Source organism: Pseudomonas canadensis, from assembly GCF_030980095.1.
Classification (GTDB): domain Bacteria; phylum Pseudomonadota; class Gammaproteobacteria; order Pseudomonadales; family Pseudomonadaceae; genus Aquipseudomonas; species Aquipseudomonas canadensis.
Map to the genome: position 1 here is coordinate 3,520,834 of NZ_CP133298.1, position 22,124 is coordinate 3,542,957.

The 22,124-nt window shown below is 62.1% G+C and carries 20 protein-coding genes; 6 read left to right on the top strand and 14 right to left on the bottom strand.

What is annotated here, in order from left to right:
• Positions 1–33: 33 nt before the first annotated feature.
• The gene (locus RB216_RS16030) at positions 34–378 is read right to left on the bottom strand and encodes a hypothetical protein (RefSeq protein ID WP_068936388.1); all 345 of its coding nucleotides are present in this window, start codon (positions 376–378) and stop codon (positions 34–36) included.
• Between the two features lie 91 nt (positions 379–469).
• Between RB216_RS16030 and RB216_RS16035 the strand changes: the two genes are divergently transcribed.
• A complete protein-coding gene (locus RB216_RS16035) occupies positions 470–817 on the top strand; it encodes a hypothetical protein (RefSeq protein WP_028616559.1) in 348 nt (115 codons plus the stop codon).
• Between the two features lie 126 nt (positions 818–943).
• On the opposite strand, the gene RB216_RS16040 is transcribed toward RB216_RS16035, so the two are convergent.
• Complete coding sequence (locus RB216_RS16040; RefSeq protein WP_308907539.1) at positions 944–1,354, bottom strand: hypothetical protein; 411 nt, start codon at positions 1,352–1,354, stop codon at positions 944–946.
• Between the two features lie 108 nt (positions 1,355–1,462).
• Between RB216_RS16040 and RB216_RS16045 the strand changes: the two genes are divergently transcribed.
• Entirely contained in the window at positions 1,463–2,329 is an 867-nt protein-coding gene (locus tag RB216_RS16045) for an AraC family transcriptional regulator (protein ID WP_032864164.1), read from the top strand.
• Here RB216_RS16045 and RB216_RS16050 read toward each other — a convergent pair.
• Together RB216_RS16050 and RB216_RS16055 are read right to left on the bottom strand one after the other, a co-directional pair.
• Complete coding sequence (locus RB216_RS16050) at positions 2,320–2,949, bottom strand: ribonuclease T2 family protein (protein ID WP_028616562.1); 630 nt, start codon at positions 2,947–2,949, stop codon at positions 2,320–2,322. The two genes, RB216_RS16045 and RB216_RS16050, sit on opposite strands and share 10 nt — an antisense overlap.
• Positions 2,950–2,985: 36 nt before the next feature.
• A complete protein-coding gene (locus RB216_RS16055) occupies positions 2,986–3,966 on the bottom strand; it encodes a Gfo/Idh/MocA family protein (RefSeq protein WP_021491604.1) in 981 nt (326 codons plus the stop codon).
• 127 nt (positions 3,967–4,093) lie between these two features.
• Here RB216_RS16055 and RB216_RS16060 point away from each other — a divergent pair, with 127 nt between their 5' ends.
• Positions 4,094–4,456 carry an NUDIX hydrolase gene (locus RB216_RS16060; RefSeq protein WP_028616564.1) on the top strand — a complete coding sequence of 121 codons (363 nt, stop codon included), beginning with the start codon at positions 4,094–4,096 and terminating at the stop codon, positions 4,454–4,456.
• Here RB216_RS16060 and RB216_RS16065 read toward each other — a convergent pair.
• From RB216_RS16065 to RB216_RS16105, 9 genes are all read right to left on the bottom strand, one after another.
• The gene (locus RB216_RS16065; RefSeq protein ID WP_028616565.1) at positions 4,442–5,155 is read right to left on the bottom strand and encodes a transporter substrate-binding domain-containing protein; all 714 of its coding nucleotides are present in this window, start codon (positions 5,153–5,155) and stop codon (positions 4,442–4,444) included. The genes RB216_RS16060 and RB216_RS16065 overlap by 15 nt on opposite strands.
• On the bottom strand, positions 5,148–7,802 hold the full coding sequence (acnA, locus tag RB216_RS16070; protein WP_308907540.1) for an aconitate hydratase AcnA: 2,655 nt from the start codon (positions 7,800–7,802) through the stop codon (positions 5,148–5,150). Before acnA ends, RB216_RS16065 begins: the two co-directional genes overlap by 8 nt.
• Complete coding sequence (rocD, locus tag RB216_RS16075; protein WP_122554799.1) at positions 7,799–8,992, bottom strand: ornithine--oxo-acid transaminase; 1,194 nt, start codon at positions 8,990–8,992, stop codon at positions 7,799–7,801. The genes acnA and rocD overlap by 4 nt, the downstream gene beginning before the upstream one ends.
• A 27-nt stretch (positions 8,993–9,019) precedes the next feature.
• A complete protein-coding gene (locus tag RB216_RS16080; RefSeq protein WP_068936392.1) occupies positions 9,020–10,138 on the bottom strand; it encodes a succinylglutamate desuccinylase/aspartoacylase family protein in 1,119 nt (372 codons plus the stop codon).
• Between the two features lie 130 nt (positions 10,139–10,268).
• On the bottom strand, positions 10,269–11,522 hold the full coding sequence (locus RB216_RS16085; RefSeq protein WP_308907541.1) for an OprD family porin: 1,254 nt from the start codon (positions 11,520–11,522) through the stop codon (positions 10,269–10,271).
• 112 nt (positions 11,523–11,634) lie between these two features.
• Positions 11,635–13,278 carry an ABC transporter ATP-binding protein gene (locus RB216_RS16090; protein ID WP_028616570.1) on the bottom strand — a complete coding sequence of 548 codons (1,644 nt, stop codon included), beginning with the start codon at positions 13,276–13,278 and terminating at the stop codon, positions 11,635–11,637.
• On the bottom strand, positions 13,275–14,153 hold the full coding sequence (locus RB216_RS16095; protein WP_308907542.1) for an ABC transporter permease: 879 nt from the start codon (positions 14,151–14,153) through the stop codon (positions 13,275–13,277). The genes RB216_RS16090 and RB216_RS16095 overlap by 4 nt, the downstream gene beginning before the upstream one ends.
• Positions 14,150–15,091 carry an ABC transporter permease gene (locus RB216_RS16100; RefSeq protein ID WP_028616572.1) on the bottom strand — a complete coding sequence of 314 codons (942 nt, stop codon included), beginning with the start codon at positions 15,089–15,091 and terminating at the stop codon, positions 14,150–14,152. Before RB216_RS16100 ends, RB216_RS16095 begins: the two co-directional genes overlap by 4 nt.
• A 2-nt stretch (positions 15,092–15,093) precedes the next feature.
• Positions 15,094–16,656, bottom strand: coding sequence for an ABC transporter substrate-binding protein (locus RB216_RS16105; RefSeq protein WP_308907543.1), 1,563 nt, complete (start codon positions 16,654–16,656; stop codon positions 15,094–15,096).
• On the opposite strand from RB216_RS16105, the gene RB216_RS16110 reads away from it, so the two are divergent.
• The 3 genes from RB216_RS16110 to RB216_RS16120 all read left to right on the top strand — a co-directional run bounded on the left by RB216_RS16110 (position 16,655) and on the right by RB216_RS16120 (position 19,402).
• Positions 16,655–16,936, top strand: coding sequence for a hypothetical protein (locus RB216_RS16110; protein ID WP_134743041.1), 282 nt, complete (start codon positions 16,655–16,657; stop codon positions 16,934–16,936). The genes RB216_RS16105 and RB216_RS16110 overlap by 2 nt on opposite strands.
• A 99-nt stretch (positions 16,937–17,035) precedes the next feature.
• Complete coding sequence (locus RB216_RS16115; RefSeq protein ID WP_308907544.1) at positions 17,036–17,950, top strand: LysR substrate-binding domain-containing protein; 915 nt, start codon at positions 17,036–17,038, stop codon at positions 17,948–17,950.
• A 24-nt stretch (positions 17,951–17,974) separates the two neighbouring features.
• The gene (locus RB216_RS16120) at positions 17,975–19,402 is read left to right on the top strand and encodes a serine hydrolase domain-containing protein (protein ID WP_122684712.1); all 1,428 of its coding nucleotides are present in this window, start codon (positions 17,975–17,977) and stop codon (positions 19,400–19,402) included.
• Between the two features lie 27 nt (positions 19,403–19,429).
• Here RB216_RS16120 and RB216_RS16125 read toward each other — a convergent pair whose 3' ends face one another.
• Positions 19,430–22,066, bottom strand: a complete 2,637-nt coding sequence (locus RB216_RS16125) for an MGH1-like glycoside hydrolase domain-containing protein (RefSeq protein WP_308907545.1) — start codon at positions 22,064–22,066, stop codon at positions 19,430–19,432.
• Between the last annotated feature and the right edge of the window lie 58 nt (positions 22,067–22,124).

Consider the following 22,124-nt stretch of genomic DNA (forward strand, 5'->3'; position numbering starts at 1 on the left):
TGAATCAGTGATAAGCGGGGCGCGGAGGATACTTCAATGCGCGCGGAAGCCCCACACAATCTCTACCACCCGCTCGGCCACCACCAGATACACGAGGATCAACAACAGCTGTAGCGCCAAGTGATAACGCAGCTTGGCCAATCGACGGATGCCATCGCTGACGTTCAACAGCATCAACAGCGTCGACAGCACAATCAACCCCCAGCCGGCCACGCTGGAGGCAAACACCCCGATAAACAGGTCCTGGTGGCCCACGAGCGTGTTGGTCCCCGCCGCAAACAACAGCGCACACACCAGCAGGTTTTTCACGTTGTCGAAAATCTGTGTGCTCAGATCGTTTTCCAGCAAGGCCAAATACCGCTTCCATAACGTGTGCATGGGTAAGTACCGGGTAGGGATCGCTCGTCAATCAAAGTAGTCCAATTGCCCGTACACTGCACCGCTGCGCTTACCCTATGAGGACTTTTGCATGAAATTGATGATCGGCCTGGCCGCCCTGCTGTTGGTATCGGCTTGCACCACGACCGCGCCCACCACGCCACCCGCCCAAGACTCCGCTGCGTCGACGTGCCTGGCCGGCGGCGGCACCATGAAGCAAGTCGGCAAGTTGCAGAGCTGGAAGTGCATCACGCCGTACAAGGATGCAGGCAAGGCGTGTACCGACTCTAGTCAGTGTGATGGCGAGTGCCAGACCAGTGTCACCACCCAAACTGGCAATGGCCCGGTGACAGGCGCGTGCCAGGTAGATAACAGCCACTTCGGCTGCTCGGCGACGGTGGAAAAAGGCAAGCTCGGCCGAGCGATTTGCGTGGATTGAGTCTCGCCACCGATCGAACTGTGGGAGCTGGCTTGCCTGCGATGGCGGTGTATCAGGTAGCGTTGTATTAACTGACAGTCCGCCATCGCAGGCAAGCCAGCTCCCACAAGAGGTCTGTAGCGCTGCTTAGAAATGCGCCACATCCGACACCCGCTCATCCAGCACATCCCGCGCCAGCGCCCAGGCGCGATCCTTGGATTCCACCACCAGCAGCGGGTAGCCCCAGGCCTTGCCGAACATTACGGCAAACGGCTTGAGTGCCAGGCGTTGCGCGGGGCTGGGCTCGACTTGGATCATGCCTTTGACGTAGGTGCGCAACGCCTGCTTGTTTTTCTTCATCCAGATCGACGCTTGCTTGCGCTCCTCATGAGAATGTTCGTGGTTGTTCTCATCCACGGACTTCTCGTGCAGCAACAGGAAGGGTTTCTGACGGGCCAGCAGGCTTTCGAAGACCAGGAAGGCATCCTCCGGCCCGCCCTCGTTGGGTGCGTCGAAGACGATTTTCACCACTGGGAATGTTGAGCTGTCGAGTCGCATGGCAAATCTCCTTGTTGAGAATGTATCTCACTATAACGACCACCCCACTAGACGGCATTGCACAGAATAGCCAGAATGTTTCGCAATTCAGCCAAGCTTGAAGCCGCCATGCAACGCCACCGTCTCGATCAACGTGACCCCTCCAGAGTCAAGGACGCCGACCTGCTCCCGCGTGCAGTGATCGCCGTGAGCGCCACCAGCACGTCCGAGAGCTGGGAGCATGCCCCGCATTCCCATCGCAAGGGCCAGTTGATGTACACCCTGCGCGGGGTGATTCATTGTCAAATCGAGGCCGGCATCTGGATCGTGCCGCCCCAGTGCGCATTGTGGATTCCCGGCGGCATGTCCCACGCCGCACGCGGCTCCGGCGAAGCGCAGGTGTATTGCCTGTTGATCGACCCGGACGCCGCCGGCGCCCTGCCCCCGCAATGCTGCACACTGTCGGTGTCCGGCCTGTTGCATGAACTGATCAGCAAGGCCGTAAGCTTCCCGCCGATGTACGAAGAGGACGGCGCGCAGGGCCGCCTGATCCGCACGCTGCTGGACGAACTGGCCCAGGCGCCCATCGAGGACCTGCACCTGCCAATGCCCCAGGACCCGCGCTTGCGGCGCCTGGCCGACAGCCTGCTGGCCGCCCCCGGCGATAAGGCCACCCTCGGCCAGTGGGCCGTGCGCATCGGCATGAGCGAGCGCAGCATGACCCGCCTGTTGCTGGAAGAATTTGGCCTGAGTTTCGGGCGTTGGCGCCGGCAGTTGCATGTGATCCTGTCACTGCAACGCCTGGCCAGGGGCGACAGTGTGCAGCGGGTCGCCCTGGACCTGGGCTATGAGAACGCCAGCGGCTTCATCACCATGTTCCGCAAGGCGGTGGGCCAGCCGCCAGCACGTTACCTGGCCGATCGCGCCGGTGCGTCAAAGGCCAACGCCGCCGCGACCATTGCCTTGCACGCGCTACAGACGCCAGATCAGCGCTGAACCGGAATGCGAATATCACCGCCGCGACACTGGGTCTTCACACTTTTGGGGCAGCCGGCAAAGCGCAGCTCCTTACTCAGGCACACCCGCACTTCGGACAGCACCTTGCCCTTGCAGATCACCGCCACACTGTGATCGCCCATGGCTGGGTTGCTCTGTCGGAACAGCCGTTCGATGTCCTGTGCCTCAAGGTAACTGGGCACATTGAAGGGCTGCAGTTGCTGCGGAATCTGCACCGTGGCCAGCGCTGCGTCGGTTGCTTCCAGGTAACGCGTGGGCCCCAAGCCGCTGCACGTGCCGTGTTTGGCCCACTCATGCTTGAGCAACGCCTGTGTGGGAAACATCAGCGCGCCCTTTGCCAAGTCGTCGGCCGACAACCGCGATTGCGGGTCGCACGACGCCGGCCACCCGCCACGGGCGTACTGCGGCCATAACCCGTGCAATACAAAGCCGTAGCCTTTACCTGTGCATTGCTCGTTGTTCGGGTGCGTCAAGCAGAACGTGGGCGACCACGACAGAGACAACACATAAAAATCAAAATCCCCTGCCGGGCGTTGCTCACGTGGCGCAGCCATTGCACTGGTGGCTATGACCAGCCACACCATCATCCAGTATTTCATCCGTCTATTCCTCGAAAAAACAGAACCCTATCGCACCTACCCAGGATGATGGGGGTTACGTTGTAGCACCTTGTCGAGGATCCGATCGGTCTTCAACGCCTCGATCGCTTGGGAAGGGTGTTCGGCTTCCCCGCGAATATGGGCATTCATGGCCAGCACGTGATGCCACTGGATATGCGCGTGGCAAGGCACCTCCAGCACTTCGTCCACCTCGCCTTCAAGGCGCAGCGGCTGGTCTTCGAATACGGCAAAAGTGATGCGCCCCTTGCTGCCGATCAGCTCGACCTTGTCTTCGCGGCGGTCGGCGACAAAGTTCCAGCAGCCCATGCCCAGCGCGCCGGACGCGAACGTCCAGCAGGCAGTCACCGCATCCTCGGCGGCGTAGCGCCCGGCCTGTCGCGCGGTGAAGCCCGAGACCTCGACGATATCCCCGGCCAGGTACTGGAACAGGTCAAACCCGTGGCTGGCCAAGTCGGCAAAGTAACCACCACCGGCGATGAGCGGGTCGGTGCGCCAATTGGCGGCACTGGCATCGTCGGCGCCTGGTGGCTTGCACAGGGTCCAGGTCAGGTGGCGCAGTTGGCCGATGCGCCCGTCCTGCAGCCACTGACGCACCTGCTGGAAACGCGGCAGCGAGCGGCGGTAATACGAGACAAACAGGTGCAGGCCGGCACGCTCGAAGGTGCGCTGCATCAATGCGCTTTGCTCGGCATTCAACGCCATCGGCTTTTCGACACAGCAGTGCTTGCCCGCGGCGGCCACCATCAGGCTGTACTCGAGGTGGCTGTCGGGTGGCGTAGCGATATACACCGCATCCACTTCGGGATCATTGATCAGGGCCTGAGCGTCGGTGTAGAAGCGGGCAATGCCGTGGCGTGTCGCATAATCGCGCACCGCTTCTTCACGACGCCCCATCACGGCCACCAACGCAGAACCTGGCGCTTTGTAGAAAGCGGGTCCACTCTTCAATTCAGTGACACTGCCACAGCCGATCATGCCCCAGCGTACGGTGCTCATCTGCTCTCCTCGTGCGTTTTGATCAATCGGGCAGTATCCACAACCCCACACGTCAGCGCCATAACCACTTAGCATGACAATTGCATTACACTTTTATGACACTCATCCCGCTGCGGGGGCACAGACGATGAAAATACGGGCCACGGTCATTTGCGAACACGAGGGGCATATCCTCTTCGTGCGCAAGGCCAGATCGAAATGGGCGTTGCCGGGCGGCAAGGTCGAACGCAATGAGCGACCGGTTGGCGCGGCTGAACGCGAGCTGGAAGAAGAAACCGGATTGAATGTGGACGGCTTGTTGTACTTGCAGGAGTTGAAAGCCCGCGACACTGTCCATCACGTGTTCGAAGCGTCGGTGGTGAACATCGCCGATGCAAAACCTTGCAATGAAATAATCGACTGCCAGTGGCACCCCTATGGCGCCATGGATGATCTGGACACCACCGAAGCCACCCGACGCATCGTTAAGTCCTTCCTACGTCGCCTGTAGTTCGGCGCTTTGGCCACTGGCCAACAGACCTCGCTTCACCCCGCCATTATCTTTCTGCCGTTCGACAAAGGACCTGACGAACGCGGCAGCGGCTGCGTGCGCCACCGGTACGGCCATGGCTTGGCGGATGGTCATGAAATCGTCCTGCACCAAGCGCCATTGCGCAGTGACCTGGGTTTGCAGGAAGTCCCGCACCCCTGCCGCCGCATCCAAGCCTTGTTCGATAAACCAATCCACCGCTGCGGCCGAGGTCGGCGCGCGTACCAACTCGGCATGCTCGACGGTGCGGCTCAAGTACAAATCGTACGCCGCACCCTGGGCGACGGCGATGCGTCGGCCCGGCGCGTCCAACTGGGCAACGTCGGTGAACGGTGAGTCCGCCGCCACCAGATACGTGCCCTTGATCGCTACATACGGCGCGCTGAAGGCTATTTCCTTTTCACGCACCGGCTCGATAGCTAGGAACGCCACGCGCCAGACGTCCTCGGACAAGGCGGCGAAGACCTTACCCGCCGCCTCGAATGTGATGAGCTCCAACTCGACACCCAGCTCTGCAGCCAGCGTCTTGGCCAGCGCCACGGAAACACCTTGGGCCTCTGCGTTCGCACCGCGTTGCGCCAGCACCGGGTTGCCGAAGTTGATGGCGGCGCGCAGCACGCCATCGGGGGCCAATTGTTGCAGTACGCGGGGGTCAATCATCGAGCGCTCCTTGGCGGGTCCGTTGCACAGTTTTGCGGATCACAAACGGCAGCACGCCGCCGTGCACAAGGTAACCAAGCTCTTGCAGCGAGTCGAGGCGCAATACCAAACTGCATTGGGTGAGACCACCGTCGGCGCGATCGATCTGCAGGGTGATCGGGTTTTCGCCCACCTGCAGGTTATCCAGGCCGAGGAAGGTCAGGCGCTCGCTGCCGTCCAGTGCCAAGTCCTGCACCGTCTCGCCTTCGTTGAATACCAACGGCAACACCCCCATGCCGATCAGGTTGCTGCGATGAATACGCTCGATACTGCGCGCCACCACCGCCTTGATGCCCAGCAAACTGAGGACCTTGGCCGCCCAATCGCGGCTGGAGCCAGCGCCGTAGTTAATCCCGGCAAACAGCACCGTAGGCGTACCAACGTAGCTTTGCGCAGCCAGATACAGCGGCTGATAGTCCGTATGGTCGGCGTTCCACGCCCACACGCCTGGACGCGGCGCTTGCGTCGGGTCCAACAGGTTGTTCAGCCGCGGGTTGGTAAAGGCGCCGCGCACCATCACTTCGTGGTTGCTGCGCCGGGTCGAGTACTGGTTGAAATCCGCCTCGGCCTCGCCCCTTTCACGCAGCCAGGCACCGGCTAGGCTCTGCGCTGGGATAGTACCCGCTGGGGAGATATGGTCGGTGGTGACGTTATCGCCCAACACCGCCAACACCCTGGCGTTGCACACCGATAAGCGCGTCGCCGGCAACGCCTGAACATCCGCCAGGTACTGCGGGCGGCGCAGGTAGGTGGAGTCGGGATGCCAGGCAAACTGCACGCTGCCATCGGCTTCCAGCGCCTGCCAGTGATGCGTGCCCTGCCAGAGCAGTTCACTGCGTTGCTGGAACAACGCCGGCCGCACTACGTCAGAGACTTGCGCCGACACATCGGCGTCGCTGGGCATCAGTTCATGCAGGTACACCGGTCTGCCCTGGGTATCCAGTGCCAGTGGCTGGCTGGACAGGTCGATGTCGATGCTCCCGGCAATCGCATACGCCACGCACAGCGCGGGCGATGCCAGGTAGCCGGCCGGGACTTTCGGGTTGACCCGCCCCTCGAAATTGCGATTACCCGACAGCACCACCACGCCCCTGAGCCCCTGCTCGGCGAAGGCCTCCACATGCGCCTCCAGGCTGCCGGAGTTACCGATGCAGGTCATGCACCCAAAGCCCGCCAGGTCAAAACCCAGCGCAGCAAAATCCTTCAGCAAACCTGCCGCTTCCAGATAGTCCGCGACCACCCGCGAGCCCGGCGACAGCGAGGTCTTCACCCACGGCCTGCGCCCCACGCCACGTGCCCTTGCATTACGCGCCAGCAACCCGGCCTGGATCATCTGCGCCGGGTTGGCGGTGTTGGTGCAACTGGTGATCGCCGACATCACCACCGCGCCGTGGGTCAGCGGCGCCTCAAACGATGGCTCGAAAAACAGCTGCCCGGCCTCGCCTTGCACGTGTTGATGAAACGAAGCACCGGCCGCCGCCAGCGACTGACGCTGATGGGGCTGATGCGGCCCGGCCACGCTCGGTTCCACCTGCGCCAGGTCCAGCTCGATCAATTCATCAAAACGCGGCTCGGGTTCCCCTTCTTGACGCCACAACGACTGCGCCGCCATATAGGCCGAGACCTTGGCCAGCAGCGCCGCCGGGCGCGCGCTCAATTCAAGGTAAGACAAGGTCTCGTCATCAAACGGGAAAAACACCACTGTCGCGCCATACTCCGGCGCCATGTTCGCCACCGTGCCTCGCGCCGCCCAACTCAACGACGCCAACCCCGGCCCGGTGAACTCGACAAACTTGCCGACCATGTTGCGTCGACGCAGCAACTCGGTCACGGTCAACGCCAGGTCTGTCGCCGTTACGCCGGGACGCAAGGCGTTGCTCACGCGAATCCCCACCACCTGCGGGAACGGAATCGGCACCGGTTCGCCCAGCATTGCCGCCTGCCCTTCCAGCCCGCCCACGCCCCAGCCCAACACACCGATGGCATTGATCATCGGCGTGTGGCTGTCGGTGGCGACCATGCAGTCCGGGTGCAGTAGCACGCCGCCGTCAGCGGCGGGACTTTCCCACACCACCTGCGCGATGGACTCCATGTTCATCTGGTGGATGATCCCCGTGCCCGGCGGGATCACCTTGAAGTTGTCCAGGCTGGCCTGAGCCCACTTGATAAAACGGTAGCGCTCACTGTTGCGGCGAAAATCGATATCCAGGTTGGCCTCAACCGCCCCCGCTTCGGCGTAGTGCTCGACAATCACCGAATGGTCGATGGTCAGCACCGCCGGAATGGCCGGGTTCACCGCCGTCGGATCACCGCCCAGCTCCGCCACCACATCGCGCATCCCGGCAAAGTCCGCCAGTGCCGGCAGGCATGTGGTGTCGTGGAACATCAGGCGATTGGGCTGGAATGGCACCTCGCAGTCCGGCCCTTCGCCTGTGGCGCGCGCCAGCACGGCAGGTAATGAGGCCGGGGCGCACCGGGCGATGTTTTCCAGCAGGGTGCGCAGTGAATACGGCAGACGGTGCAATTGCGCAGGCGTCAGCAGTTTATACAGGTCGATATAGGCGTAGCGCTGCCCGTCGATGCGCAGATGGTTGATCGGCTCATTCATAGCTGCGCAAAGACCTGTTCGATACGGGCCAGGCCCCAATCCAGTTCGTCGCGGGTGATGGACAACGGCGGCGCGATGCGCAGCACGTTTTCGTGGGTTTCCTTGGTCAGCAAACCTTCGGCAAGCAGGGCTTCGCAGATCGGCCGGGCATCACGATCCAGCTCCACACCGACCCACAACCCACGCCCGCGGATCTCAAGGATCGCTGGGGCATTCATCGCCTTGAGGCGTTCCACCAGGTAATGGCCGAGCTGCGCGCTGTTGTCGATCAGGCCTTCGTCCTCCAGTACGTTCAGGGCTTCCAGGCCAATGGCGGCGGCCAGCGGATTGCCGCCGAAGGTCGAGCCGTGGCTGCCGGCATCGAACAGGTCCATGATCCAGTGATCCGCCAAAAACGCCGACACCGGCATGATCCCACCGCCCAGCGCTTTACCGAGGATCAGCGCATCCGGGCGAATGCCTTCATGCTGGAAGGCAAACCACTTGCCGGTACGGCCCAGGCCCGACTGGATCTCATCGAGGATCAGCAAGGTATTGGTCTCATCGCACAGTTTTCGCAACTCGCACAGGAACCCGGCTGGCGGCACACGAATACCCGCTTCACCCTGGATCGGTTCGATCAACACCGCGCACGTGTCAGCCGTGATCGCCTGGCGGAAACTCTCGATATCGCCAAAGCGTGCCTCGGTGAAACCGTTGCAGAACGGGCCGAAGTCGGCCTTGTAATCCGCCTCGGATGAGAAGCCGACGATGGTTGAGGTGCGTCCGTGGAAATTGTTGTCGGCCACCACGATCTTTGCCTGGTTCGCGGCGATGCCCTTGACCCGATAGCCCCAGCGACGCGCCGCCTTGATTGCGGTCTCCACCGCTTCGGCGCCGCTGTTCATCGGCAACGCGGAATCGAAACCGCTGATGCGGCACAACGCTTTGAGGAAATTGCCCAGCGGCTCGCTGTAGAAGGCACGGGACACCACGCTGATCTTGTCGATCTGCGCCACTGCGGCGGCGCGGATGCGCGGGTGCACATGGCCGTGGCTCACGGCGGAATAGGCCGACATCATGTCCAGGTAGCGCTTGCCGTCATCGCCAATGGCCCAGACGCCCTCGCCCTTGACGATGACCACCGGCAGTGGCGAATAGTTATGGGCGCAGAATTGGTGTTCGAGGTTGATTGCCGGGTTGGCGTGCATGGAGAGTCCTGCCTAGTAGATATCTGATCAAGCGCTGAGCAGCTTGCCGCTGCGAATCGGTGTAGCCCCGGAAACGCGGCCCAATGGGTCGCCCGGCTTCACAAAACGCACATCACGGCGCATGTACAGCACACCGGTGTTGTGACTATTGACCGTGACGGTCTTGCCGCTATGGGGGTCGACGATATCGAACAGCGCCTGCCCTGCTTCGATCCGGCTACCCACCGCCGCACGGTGCACCAGCACCCCGGCACTCGGTGCGTAGAACTGCTCGCTGCCCGCCAGCGGCGTGGCCGGGCTACGCAGCGCCGGCAAAGGACGCGGGGTGCCATCGATGGCGCCGAGGTAGGTCAGGTAATCGATGATTGCAGTGGCGTCGTGGTCCGCCAGTTCGTAGGTCACATCACGCTGGCCACGGTGCTCGACCGTCACCGCGATGCTGCTGTCCGGGATCGGGAAACGCGCGCCAAAACGCTCGCGCAGGTTGACCCACAGCAGGTACAGCGCTTCATCGAAGGAATTGGCCTGGGAATCAGTCGCCAGCAAGGTCGCTTCAGCACCAATGTAACGGGCCAGCGGCTCGATGGTCGGCCACACCGATTCGCCGGTATACAGATGCATTGCCGCTTCGCGGGAGCAATGCAGGTCGAGGACGATGTCGGCATCGTGGGCCAGCAGCATCAGAGTCTGCTGCAGCGACTGGTATTCATCCATCGGCTGAGCGGCGCGCAGGCATTCACCCCAGGCCTGGCGGATCAGCGTGCGGTTGACGTCGATGTCCTGGCCGAGCCGGTGCTCGATTTTCTCGGCAATGGCCTGGTAAGGCACCGGGAATCCACGGTTATAGTTGCGCCCGCTGCCCAGTTCAAAGCGGCCACTGGGCGCGCCCAGGATGTATTGGCCCAGGCCGGCCGGGTTGGCCACGGCCACCAGTACGATCTGCGCGTTGAGGCGGTCGGCATTCTCCAACGCCGTCAGTTGCTGGCGCAGGTGCGCAGCCACCAGCATCGCCGGGGTTTCATCGGCATGCAGCGCCGCCTGGATATAGATTTTCCGACCGGCACCCACTGCACCGTAATGCTCACTTTCCACGTGCCGGTGGGTGCCTTGTGTCGCTTGCAGCAAGGGATGCTGATTAAGTTTCATAACGCAGAAGTCTCGATATTCGAGTGACAGAACTTGGGAAAATACTAACGAGACCGGGTGATCGCCTGTAAGGGCGGCCGGGGCTATCTTGATCTGCAAAACCGATCAGCCCAGGCCGCCCCGCCCGTGGTTACCAGAGCGCCAGGGTGTAGCCCAGCAGCACGCGGTTTTCGTTGACGTCGTTGTAGAAGTTGCCCTTGGCCAGGGCGTTGCGCCAGCGCATCGACACGCCCTTGAACGGGCCGGTCTGCACCACATAGCTGATGTCCAGGTCGCGCTCCCATTCACGGCCTTCGCCGTTGAAGCCGATCACCTCAGCCGAATCCCCTTTGGCGTATTTGATGCCGAACAACAGGCCCGGCAGGCCCAGGTCGGCGAAGTTGTAGTCGTAGCGCGCATGCCAGGCGCGCTCCTTGGTCTGGGTGAAGTTGGTGAACTGGTACTCGGTAAACAAGTAACTGATGGAGCCATCCAGGTAGGTGAACGGCGTGGTGCCGTACTGCTGCTGGAAGCCGCCGCCGATGCTGTGGCCGCCGTACTGGTAGGTCAGGCGTGTACTCAAGGCACGGTTGTCGACGTTACCGGCCAGGCCCGCACCGTCCTTGTCGGCCTGGAAGTAGCGCGCGTCGGTCTTCAGATTGCCCGGCCCCAGGCCGAAGCTGTTCTTGAAGCCGCCGTATTGCTGGTGGTAGATGCTGTCCAGCTCGGCATAGTGGTAACTGAGCAAAGTGTTGGGCGTCAGCGAGTAATCACCGCCGGCGAAACGGAACTGGTCACTCAGGGCCGTGCTTTTGTAGACCTTGCTGATGGTGGTCAGCTTCATGTCTTCGTAATTGGTGGAGTCGCGGTCCTTGGCCTGGTCCAGTTGGCCGAGGCTGATCTTCAGGTTGCTGATGTCGTTGGACACCAGTTGCGTACCGCTGAAGGATTGCGGGAACAGGCGGCTGGTGTTGGGTTGCAGGGTCGGCAGGTCCGGCACCAGGTAGCCCATGCGCACTTCGCTCTTGGCGAAGCGGGCCTTGGCGGTCACGCCGAGTTTGGAATAGCTGTCGGAAGCGCGTTTGTCGCTGTCGCGCTGCAGCAAGCCTGTGCCGGATTTGTCCGGGCTGGAGTCGAGTTTCACGCCAAGCATGCCCATGGCATCCAGGCCAAAGCCCACGGTGCCATCGGTAAAACCCGACTTGATCCCCAGCAGAAAACCCTGGGCCCATTCGGCGCGCACCGACTGGCTAGCCTCTTCACGGTAGTCACGGTTGAAGTAGTAGTTCTTCAATTCCAGCGTGCCGCTGCTGTCCTTGATGAAGTCGGCATGGGCGGCGAACGGGATCATCCCGCTGCTCACGACGCCAACGCCGGTGATGAGTTGAGTCAGGGATTTTTTCATTTTTTTAAGCTCCTGGCAGTGTCATGGTTGGGTTTTTTTTATTGTTCTTCGGACATGGCTTCGCCGTTCGCGCAAATCCGGGATTTGCGCGGCGGGTGACGTCAGTCCTGGGCTACAGCGCTAGCGGTACGGGGCCTTGGCGGATGCGGTAGCCACCGTTTTCAAGTTTCTCCAAAGGGCTGGCGGCGGCCAGCAACTTGCGGGTGTAAGGGTGTTGCGGGCGGTCGAAAATTTCATCGCGGGCGCCCATTTCCACCACCCTGCCCTCGCTCATTACCGCGACCCGGTGGGCAATGCGCTCCACCGCCGCCAGGTCGTGGGAGATGAACAGGCAGGCAAAGCCGTATTGCGCCTGCAGGCGTTCGAACAGTTCCAGAATCTGCTTCTGGATGGTCATGTCCAACGCCGAGATCGGCTCGTCGGCGATCACCAACCGTGGGTGACGCACCAGTGCGCGGCCAATAGCGACACGCTGGCGCTGACCACCGGACAACTGGTGCGGGAAGCGTTCGACAAACTGCTCGGCCAAACCGATGTCCAGCAAGGTCTTGGTGACCCGTTCACGCTTCTGCTCGGCACTCATGCCAGGCACGTGACGCAACGGTTCAGCGAGGATGTCGCCGATCTTCATGCGCGGGTCGAGGGACGAGTACGGATCCTGGAAAATCATCTGGCATTGCAGTCGATGTTCGCGGTTGCCCGACTTCAGGATGTCCACGCCCTCAAACTCGATGGCACCGGCACAGGCTTTATTCAGGCCGACAATGGCGCGGCCCAGGGTGGTCTTGCCCGAACCACTGCCGCCCACCAGCGCCAGGGTTTCCCCCGGTGCGATGGAGAGGTTGGCCGAGTGCACCACGCGTTTGAACGCGGTGCGGCCCCACAGGCTGCGCGGGCCGGGGTGTTCGATGCACACGTCCTTGACCGTGAGCAACGGGCCGTCGGCCTGGGGCAAGGCCGCCAGTACCCCGCGACGCGGCAATGCCTCCAGCAACTGCCGGGTGTACTCGGCCTTGGGTGCCAGCAGGATCTGTTCAATGGTGCCCTGCTCCACTGCGCGGCCTTCACGCATTACCACCACCTTGTGGGCGTAGCGCGCCACCAGGGACAGGTCATGGCTGATGAACAGAATCGCCGTGCCCTGCTCGCGGGTGAGGTCGAGCATCAGCTTCAACACGTCCAGCTGCGCCAGGCAATCCAGCGCGGTGGTGGGTTCATCGGCAATCAGCAGCGCCGGGCGCAGCAGCATCACCGACGCAAGCATGATGCGTTGGCGCATGCCGCCGGAGAACTCGTGGGGGAACGCCGTCAGGCAACGCTCGGCGTCCTTGATGCCGATATGGCCGAGCATCTCCAGGCTGCGTTCGCGGATCTGCTCATCCGTCAGTTTGGTGTGCAGGCGCAGGCCCTCGGCCATTTGCTCGCCGATGCTCATGGACGGGTTCAGCGACACCATCGGTTCCTGGAACACCATGCCGATCTTGGCCCCGCGCAGCTCGCGCAATTGCTCGGGCTTGAGGCTGTTGAGGTCATGGCCTTGGAAGCGGACCTGACCGCCACAGTGTTCCAGCGGCGGCGGCAACAGGCCGATGGCGGCGCGGGCGGCCATGGTCTTGCCGCTGCCGGACTCCCCCACCAAGGCGACAATTTCGCCGGGGGCGATGGTGAAGCTCAGGTCATTGACCGCCAGCGGGCCGTGAGTGCCAATGCGGATTTTCAAGTGATCGACGGCCAAAAGTACGTCAGGCATGCTCATTTACTCATCCGTGGATCAAGGCGGTCACGCAAGGCGTCGCCACACAGGTTGAACGCCAACAACGCCATGGCGATGCAGACACCGGGAAACAACCCCAGCCAACTGGCCGTGGCGATATACGGCCGGCTGGCCGCAAGCATGTTGCCCCAGGTGGCTGCCGGTGGCGGTACGCCCAAGCCGAGGAAGCTCAGCGAGCTTTCCGCGAGAATCGCCCAGCCGAACATGCTGGTAGCCAGCACACACACCGGCGCCACACAATTCGGCGCGATGTGGCGCAGCATGGTGTACAGCTCAGAGTTGCCGATCACCCGCGACGCTTCGACAAACTCCTTCTCCCGCAGCGACAGCACCGTACCGCGCACCACGCGCACCACCGACGGCGTGTACGCCAGGCTCAGGGCGAACACGATGCCATATAGGCTCGGGCCGATAATCGCCATCAACCCCAGCGCCAACAGGATCCCAGGGAACGCCAGCAACGCGTCGTTGATCATCATCAAGCCACGGTCGACCCAGCCGCGCAGGAAACCGGCCAGCAAGCCCAGAAAGGTGCCGGCGATAATCGCCATGCTCACCGTCAGCACACTCACCCACAGGCTGGTGTGCGCGCCGATCATCAGGCGGCTCAACACATCGCGGCCATATTCATCAGTGCCCAACCAGTGCGCGGCGGTCGGCGCCTGCAAGCGCGCCAGCAAGTTCAGCGCCAGCGGGTCGTGGGGCGTCCACACCAGGCCGAGCGCGGCCATGATCAATAGCAAGCCCAACAGGAACGCACCGATCAGCGCGTTCAACGGCGGCACGCGCCAGGCCCTGGGGCCACGCACCGGCGCAGGCAACAGCACCTCGGGTGCAACAGGCAGTGGCTTATTCATAACTTAACCCTGGGGTCGAAGAGCGGGTACAGCAGGTCCACCAACAGGTTGACCAGCACATAGACAAAGGTCACGAGCAGCAGGCAGCCCTGCAGCACCGGGTAATCCCGGGCGTAAATGGCGTCGACCATCAGGCGGCCGATGCCCGGCAGGGTGAACACGGTTTCCAGCACGGCGATGCCGCTGAGCAGGTTGCCGAGGATCAGGCCGATCAGGGTCAGCGTCGGTGCAAACGAGTTGCGCAGCGCATGGCGCCACAGCACCGCACGCTCCGACAAGCCTTTGGCCCGCGCATGGGTGATGTATTCCAGGCGTAGCACTTCGATCGCACTGGCCCGCGCCATCCGAGTGATCGCACCCAGCTCCACCAACGTCAGGGTGACAATCGGCAGCACGATGAAACTCAAGGCCTGCCACGGCGATTGGCCGAACGACACGTAACCCACCACCGGCAACCAGCCGAGCTTGATGCCGAAGGCATACAGCAACAGCAAGCCGAGCCAGAAGCTGGGGATCGACAGCAACAGCGTCGCCGTCGACACCACGCCGAAGTCCAGCGCACTGTCCTGCTTCCACGCCGACAGCAAACCCGCCGGCACTGCAATCAAGGCCGCCAACAACACCGACACCAAGACAATCCCGGCACTCATCTGGAACCGATCCAGGATCAGCGGCAACACCGCCTCATTGGTGGTGATCGAATGCCCGAGGTCACCGCTGAGCACCGCCTTGAGCCAGATCACAAACTGCACCGGCAACGGCTGGTCCAGCCCCAGGGACGATCGCGCCACTTCCAGGCTGTGGGCGTCGGCCATGTCGCCAAGCATCAGCAACGCGGGATCACCCGGCACCAGGCGGATGATCGCGAACACCATCAGCGAGATCAGCAGCAAAGTGGGCACCGACATCGCCAGGCGTTGGGAGATAAAACGGAACATCCTCAATTACTCCCGGCGGCGGGGACGCTGACAGTCCACAGGCGCGGCTTGGACACCGGCCAGGTGCGCAGGCCCTTGACGTAATCTCGGCTGGCGGCAATCGCGTTGCCGTTGTACATCGGGATCATCGGCACATCCTTGATCATCTGCTGGTGCAGTTGATCGAACAGCGCCTGGCGCTTGCTGATGTCGCCTTCGCGCTGGGCTTCACGCAGCCACTCGCGGGCCTGAGGGTTGTCCCAGACCTTGCGCGACTCCTTGTCCTTGTCGCCAGTCATTGAATCGAAGCTCAGGGCCGGGTCGAGGCGTTCGGAGTACGGGAACGCCATCATCTGGTAGTTGCCGCTCTGGTAGCGCTCAAGCTGCGTGCCCCACTCCAGGGTTTCCAGTTCCAGGTTGATGCCGCTGGCCTTGACCATGGCCTGCACGAACACGCCCATGTCGAAGATCGCCGCATAGCGTTTGTTGACGATCAGCTTGATTGGTTCGCCTTTGTAGCCGGCTTCGCGCAGCAGTTGCGCAGTCTTGGCCGGGTCGAAGGTGAAGCCCTGGTCTTCGACGGCAGTGTGGTAATGGCTGCCGCTGGCGACCATCGAGTTGTTGGCCTTGGAGCGGCCACCGGTCAAAGCTTCGACAATTTGCGCCGAATCCAGGGCATGGGCGATGGCCTGGCGCAAACGTACATCTTTTAGCAGCGGATCGCGGGTCTGGAACAGCAATGCATTGACTGACATGGTGCCGCTGGAGGTCACACGCACACCGGAATGGGCGGCCAGTTCTGTCGCGTCCAGCGGGGTGACATCAATCAGCAGGTCGACGTTTTTCGACAACAACGCGGCTTTGGCGGCGGCCGGGTCCGGGATGACCAGCAGGCGCACGCGGTCCAGGCTGGTGGACTTGTTGCCGGTGTAGCCGTCCGGCTCTTTTTCGTCGCGAGGGGTGTAGTTGGGGTTGCGCAGCAGCTCGACGTATTGGCCAGGCTTCCACTCGCCCAGTTGGAACGGGCCGGTGCCGACCGGGGTCTTCCAGCTGCCGTCGGCGTTGAGCGAGTCTGCAGACAGGATGCCGCTGCCGCCACATTCAGGCAACGCGGTGCTGGTCAGGAACAGGCCATTGGGCTTGTCGAGGGTGAAGACCACGGTGAGGGGGTCCTGGGCGCTGATGTCGACGATCTTCGCACCGCCATGCCCATCGAATTCAGGGGCGCAGCGCCATTGGGTCTTGGGGTCGAGGAAGCGCTTCCAGGTCCATAGCACGTCAGCGGAGGTCAATGCCTTGCCATTCTGGAACTTCACCCCGTCGCGCAGGTGAAAGGTATAGCGCAGGCCGTCATCGGACACCTGCACGTCCTTGGCCAGCAGCGGGCCGACGGTAGCATCTTCGCGGAAGGCTACCAGCCCTTCGGTGATGTGCATGATCACGGCGTCGGAGTTGGTGTCACGGTTCACACCCGGATCGGTGCTGCGGATGTCAGCGTTGAGCGCCACCTTCAATACACTTTCAGCGTGAGCAGTGCCCACCAGCGCCGCAGACAAGGCGCCCGCCAGGATAAGAGTCTTGTTCATGGATAACTGCACCTTAAATGTTCCTTACGCATGGGGTTCGGACGCTGGCAGGACCCAAAAAGAGGCACGGCCGAACACCTGGAGAGTTGTTGTTGTTTTAGTCGCCTTCACGGTTGGCGAATGTTCCTGGACCGATCTTATTCTTCACGCGGCAAGCTTGAGAAGAACGCTCCACGTGATCAGGCTCGGCTTTTCCGATCACCTGCCGAGCCTGTCCTCACTTGCCTCCAGCCTACCGAAAAACCAGGGTCTGGAGCCGTTTGCATGCGTTCAAAAATAATGAACCTGATCGGCTAAACCGATCTGTGCGCACCTGGAGCCATCAGATAAGCTGGCGGGCATTCAATGGTTTAAATGCTGAAACCTGAGGCAGTCCTTAATGACTCTCACCCATCTTCGCGCATTCTGTGCCGTGGTCGAAAAAGGCAGCTTCCGCTCTGCCGCACGCCAATTGGACGTGGCGCAAAGCACCCTGACCCAGTCAATCCAGACCCTGGAAAAGGAACTGGGCGTGGTGCTGCTGCAACGCTCGAACCAAGGCATTAACCTGACGTCGGCTGGCGAAGTCTTCCTCGTGCGCGCGCGCTCCATCACCCTCGACTGCGAACGCGCCCTACTCGACCTGCAACCCTGGAAAGGCGAGCTCGAAGGCCATATCGACCTGGGTGTGACATCCGAACCCCTGGCCGAACTGCTGGTGCCGGTGCTGAGCAACTTCACCCAGCGCTTCCCGCGCATCCAGGTGCACGTGGCCAGCGGCACCACCAAGGGCCTGGTGGAAAAAGTCCGCGATGGCCGCCTGGATTTCGTGCTGTGTCCATTGGCGCCGAACGTTACCGACATCGACCTGTCCATCGACCGCCTCTACAGCTCCAGCGCCGGCATCATTGCGCGCAAAGGCCACCCGTTGGCCCAGGCCAAGTCGGTGCAGGAACTGGTGGACTGCCAATGGATCAGCGTGCGCTCCACCGGCGTGATCGGCGGCGCTGAAAACCGTTTGGTCCAACTGTTCCGCACCCAGGGCCTGGCACCGCCAAAGATCGCCATCACCACCGACTCGCTGCTGGAAACTCTGCACATCGTCTCGGAAACCGATTACCTGACCATCGAGCCACGCATGCTGCCGGGGATGAAGCTGTTCTCCAGCGCACTCACCACCATCGGCATCGAAGAACCCCTGGCACCCCGTGATGTGTGCCTGATCAGCCGTCGTTCCGCGCCCCTCACCGGGGTCAGCCAGGAACTCACCAGCATGCTGATTTCCTACTCCCGGCTGGTGCACCGCAGCCGTTGATCCACCCTTTTGCCGAGCGTTTCCATGCCCCTGACTTCCTATGACGGTTTGCCCCGCGCCAGCGCTAGCAGTGTTGGTGTTGACCCCGACCGCCTGATCGCATTTCTCGACGAGGTCAAGGCTGCCGGCCTCGACCTGCATGGTTTCATGCTGCACCGCCACGGCCATGTCGTCGCCGAAGGCTGGACCTGGCCGGTCGACCCCAACGAACCCCGCGTGCTGCACTCCATGGCCAAGAGTTTCACCGGATGCGCCATCGGCCTGGCCATCGAAGAAGGCTTGCTCAAACTGGACGATCCCCTGGTCATCTTCTTCCCCGACCAAGTGCCTACCGACGCCGACCCGCGCCTGGCCGACATGACCGTCGAACACCTGCTGACCATGCGCACCGGGCACGCCAGCAATACGTCCGGCTCCGTATGGCGCGGCATCAGCACCAGCTGGATCGCGGAATTCTTCAAAATCCCTTTGGCCTACGCGCCCGGCACCGAATACGTCTACACCAGCGCGGCCAGCTACATGCTCTCGGCGCTGATCAATCGCGTTGCCGGGCAGACCTTGCACGACTACCTCAAGCCGCGCCTGTTCATCCCCTTGGATATTCATAACGAAACCTGGGACATCGGCCCGGACGGCGTGAACCCCGGCGGCAATGGCCTCACCGCACCGGTGTCGGCTGCGCTGAAACTGGCAGTGCTGCACGCCCAGGACGGCTTGTGGAATGGACAACAAGTATTGCCGGCCGCCTGGGTCCGCGCCGCCACCCAACCCCAAGGCGGGCCGGACAGCCGTTACGGCTACCACTGGATGATGAAGCCCAGCGGGGCCTTCAGTGCGCTGGGGGTGTTTGTGCAGATGGCCGCGGTGTACCGCGAGTACGGCGCAACACTGGTATTGGTGGGTGGGATAAAAAACTCGGCGGCGATCCTGCCGTTTGTCGAAGCGCATTTCCCGGCGGCATTCACCAGCGGCGGCAGCCCTGGCGCAGATGCACGCCTGGAACAGCGGCTGACGAGCATGGCTGAGCGACCTTCGCTAGTGTCTTTATGTGCTGCACCAGCGAATGCGAAGCGCGTGTTTGGAATGGCCGACAACGGCTTGGGCGTGCGCCAGTTGTCGTTTGAGTTTGCAGGCGATGTCTTGACCTTTGAACTCAGCGACAGTCAGGCCACCCATTCGTTGAAGGTGGGCGTTGATCACTGGCTCAGCGGCCTGACCAGCATGCCCGGCCGGGCGTTGCATCACGGTTATGAATTCAACGGCGCGCAGATCGTTGCCGGTGCGCGCTGGCTGGACGCCAGGACGCTGGAAATGACCTGGATCTACCCTCAAACGGCATTCAGGGACCAGGTGGTGTGTGTGTTCGACGGGGATGGCGTGAGCTTTGCGCGCACAGTTAACGTCAACAGTGCGGAGCGCGAGCAGGCAGTGTTGATCGGCAGATCGCGCTAAGCGATCTTCCGCTCGCCACAGGGAGGCTTAAGCACCCGGCTGCAGTAACAACGCCACCAGCGCACTCCATCCCGTCTGATGCGACGCGCCCAGCCCGCGTCCCGTTTCCCCGTGGAAATACTCGTGGAACAACACCAAATCACGGCTGGCCGGGTCGGCTTCCAGCTGGGCGTATCCCGCCATCGACGGCCGTGAGCCATTTTCATCCCGCAGAAAGAGACGCGTCAGGCGCTGACTGAGGCTGTCAGCCACTTCTTCCAAGGAGGACAGGTAACCACTGCCGCTCGGGTACTCCACCGAGAAGTTGTCCGCGTAATAGCGGTGAAACTCCCGCAACGATTCGATCAGCATGTAGTTCACCGGCATCCACAACGGCCCGCGCCAGTTGGAGTTGCCGCCGTACAGCCACGAGTCAGATTCGCCGGGCTGGTAACTCGCACTCAGGGTATTGCCGTTCATTTTCAACGCCAGCGGTTGTTCGGCAAACGCCTTGGACAGGGAGCGCACGCCAAAGGCCGACAAGAACTCTTCGTCATCCAACATGCGCCGCAACAGGTCCTTGGTGCGTTCGCCGCGCAGAAGCGCCAGCAGCAGGCGATTGCCCTGCCCCGGCTCGTTCCAGCGCGAGACCAGTTTGGCCAGGTCGGGCCGGTGCTTCATGAAGCCCAGCGAACGCTCGCGCAACCCTTCCAGGCCTTCATGCTCGCGCTGCTCCAGCACCAGCACGGCAAACAGCGGCATTAGCCCGACGATCGAACGCAGGCGCACCGGTTCGTTCTGGCCATCGGGGCGATGCAGCACATCGTAGAAGAACAGGTCCTGCTCGTCCCACAGGCCTTCCGCGCTGTTATCGACGCGGTTGATGGCGCCGGCGATATACAGGAAGTGCTCGAAGAACTTTACGGCGATGTCGACATACACCCCGTTGCGCTTGGCCAGTTCCAGCGCGATGCGCATCAAGTCCAGCGCATAGGCCGCGACCCACGCCGTGCCGTCGGCCTGATCCAACTGGTAACCCGGTGGCAACGCGGCCGAGCGGTCGAACAAGGCGATATTGTCCAGCCCTAGGAAGCCGCCTTGGAACAGGTTGCGCCCTTCGGCGTCCTTACGATTGACCCACCAAGAGAAATTCAGCAGCAGCTTGTGGAATATCCGCTCTAGGAAATCCATATCGCCTACGCCAGTCAGCGCCTTGTCCTGCTGGTAGACCCGCCAACTGGCCCAGGCATGCACCGGCGGGTTGGCGTCGTCGAAGCGCCATTCGTAAGCCGGCAATTGGCCGTTGGGGTGCATGAAGCGGTCTTTCACCAGCAGCAACAGTTGCTGCTTGGCATAGCCCGGATCGATCAGCGCAATGGCCACTGCCTGGAAGCCTTGGTCCCACGAGGCATACCACGGGTATTCCCAGGTATCGGGCATGGAAAGGATGTCGAAATTCGACAGGTGCCGCCAATGGGTATTGCGGATATGCAGGCGCTCGGGCGGCGGCGCAGGTTGTGCCGGGTCGCCGTCGAGCCATTGGTTCACGTCGAAATAGTAGAGCTGCTTGGACCACAGCAGCCCGGCCAGGGCCTGACGCTGCACATTACGCGCGTCCTCATTGGCAATGCCGTGTTGCAAGGCGGCGTAGAAGTCATCGGCCTCCTGGCGGCGTTGTTCGAACAGCTTGCGGGCGTTGACAGGCGGTGCGTCGACCGGGGCAAAACGCAAATAGAGGGTTTTGCTTTCCAGGCCTGCCAGATCGAGGATGAAGCGTGCGGCGACTTTGGTGCCGCAGTCACGGCGAACCGCCGATTGCTCACCGCCGACCACGTAATCATTGATCCCATCCTTGAACGGCCCCGGTGCCGGCTGCCCATCCAACCGGGGGACATTGGTTTCGTTCTCGCAGAATAACCACTCCACCCCGTCCTGGCCCCAGGCATTGAGATGGCGATCCGCCAACTCATGATGACGCGCCAGCACCTGCTCCCCGTCCCGCGTCAACTGTGGCTTGGGCGCGTCGAAGGTCCAGCTCCAGTCATTGCGCGCCCACAGCTGGGGCAACACCTGCAAACGCGTTGGCTGGTCCGAACGATTGTGCAGGATGACGCGCATGAAAATGTCGTCAGGCTGATGCTTGGCATATTCGACGCTGACATCGCAGTAGCGGTTGTCTTCGAACACGCCGGTATCGAGGATCTCGTACTCGGCATCTGCCAGGCCACGCCGGGCGTTTTCGCTGATCAGGTCGGCGTAGGGAAAGGCGGCGTGGGGGTATTTGTAGAGCATGCGCATGTAGGCATGGCTCGGTACGCCGTCGACGAAAAAGTACAATTCCTTGACGTCTTCACCGTGGTTGCCTTCGGCGTTGTTGAGACCAAACAGGCGCTCCTTGAGGATCGCGTCACGTCCGTTCCACAGGGCCAGGCCCAAGCACCAGCGTTGGGACTTGTCGCTGAAACCGGCTAAACCATCCTCGCCCCAGCGATAGGCGCGGCTGCGTGCGTGTTCATGGGGGAAGTAGGTCCAGGCGTCACCATCGGCGCTGTAGTCTTCGCGCACAGTGCCCCATTGGCGTTCACTTAAATAAGGGCCCCACTCGCGCCAGCACTCGGCATCCGGCTGCGCCAGGCGCTGGCCTTCGAGGGTTGCAAGTATTCGGTTGTCGGGTGTGGCCGTCATCGGGTCGTCCATCGCCTACCAAGTGAGAGGCAGTGTAGAGCCCAATGACGCCCGGGTG